Source organism: Neobacillus drentensis (assembly GCF_036965245.1).
GTDB classification, from domain to species: Bacteria; Bacillota; Bacilli; order Bacillales; family Cytobacillaceae; genus Neobacillus; species Neobacillus drentensis_G.
Genome location: NZ_JBALPG010000201.1, coordinates 2,718 through 4,134 on the forward strand (window position 1 = coordinate 2,718; position 1,417 = coordinate 4,134).

At 33.2% G+C, this 1,417-nt stretch carries 2 protein-coding genes; both read right to left on the minus strand.

Annotation, left to right across the window (positions count from 1 at the left end; all coding sequences use genetic code 11):
• Positions 1-603, minus strand: a 603-nt coding sequence (locus V7150_RS25175) for a CPBP family intramembrane glutamic endopeptidase (RefSeq protein ID WP_335523744.1), incomplete at its 3' end; no start/stop codon positions are given.
• 222 nt (positions 604-825) lie between these two features.
• On the minus strand, positions 826-1,417 hold a 592-nt coding region (locus V7150_RS25180), incomplete at its 5' end, for a MerR family transcriptional regulator (RefSeq protein WP_335523747.1).

Here is a 1,417-nt window from a genome sequence, read left to right on the forward strand (position 1 = left end):
AATCGTAGTAGATACGATTGAAATCATAAAGAATAGAATATATTTGATCAAATCCATGCCCATAAACCCTGTAGTAAACCATATGGGTAGATGCCACATACCCCACCAAAATCCTATGATTATCGAAGCTTTTAATGGCGAATGCTTCTTTTGAAGCTCAACTTGAGCAAAACCTCTCCACCCTAATTCTTCACCTAGTGGTCCTGACAGAAGATTTTTTAAAAAGTAATAGAACAGCATTCCCCATGAAGATATAGTAAAAATAGTGTCTACTTCACTATTATTCAATACGAGAAACAAAATCAGCATAAATATGAAGGCTTGAATCGTACTTACAGAAAGGATCACAGAAAATTTAAGTTTAGTCTTGAATTTATTTTTAACAAAATGTATAAAACTCTGCCCAGGATAGATTTTTTTAAATAGTATTGCAAAAGCAAAGGTTGAAGACCAAGCTGATATACAGCGCACGACATCAAAAACCCATGTAGGAAATCCCAATATCTTTATGGCCCCTACAAGACAAAAAAGTGGCAAAAACATGATATTGGTTAGTAGAATAAAACTTGCTACTGGCTTTTTTAGCTTCTTTTCTCCACTCATACAGATCCCCCGCTTCAAACTAAGTATTTCGTCAATATCATAACGCTCATATTTACGAATACCTTCAGCATAAACCTAGGGGTTACTCACAGGTCAATACATGTCTGCATTATTTTCCCCGCATGAATGAGCAAAAAGACTCCACCAGTTATAACAGTATGTGCAGGTTTTAGTTGTGTTCCACTATCCAGTGGAAGATGAAGCACCCCACTGATTAAATTTTCACTTTATAGGTACATAAATTTCTAAAAAAATACGTTCAAGTCCATCTTCATAAGTGGTAAGTAATAGATTTATATAAACAAGCCCCAAAAGTTCATACCCTTTTTCTTTTGCTACTTTTCTTAAACTAGCTTCCACTTTATGGTCAGTATTTTTTCCACCCGTTGACCATCTTCCATCTTCAACAACTGTATAAATACATTTTGGATGAGATAGAATTTCACCTTCTATTGCTTTATCACAATCTTCTACTTTTCTTACAATGATAAATTTATCTTCAAGAATACCTTCTTCATTGAAACGTATGACTCTTCTTAAAGATGTGAGAATCACTGCTTTTTTTAAACTGTCTGTGCTTTCTTTTAGAGTGTCATATTCATCATATGCAGTAAAATGCTCTATTTCTCCTTTTATTTCTAAAGGGTTCATTTCTTTTACTGCGTATACACCTAGAAATTGTTTAATTTTTTCGCAATCTTCTTTTACGACCTGAAGCTTTTTTAACAGTAGTTTTTTATATTCTATTTTCTCTAAAACCTCTTGTTCTTTCTCTTCTAATAATGATTGTATTCCCTCTATACTCTTACCTTTT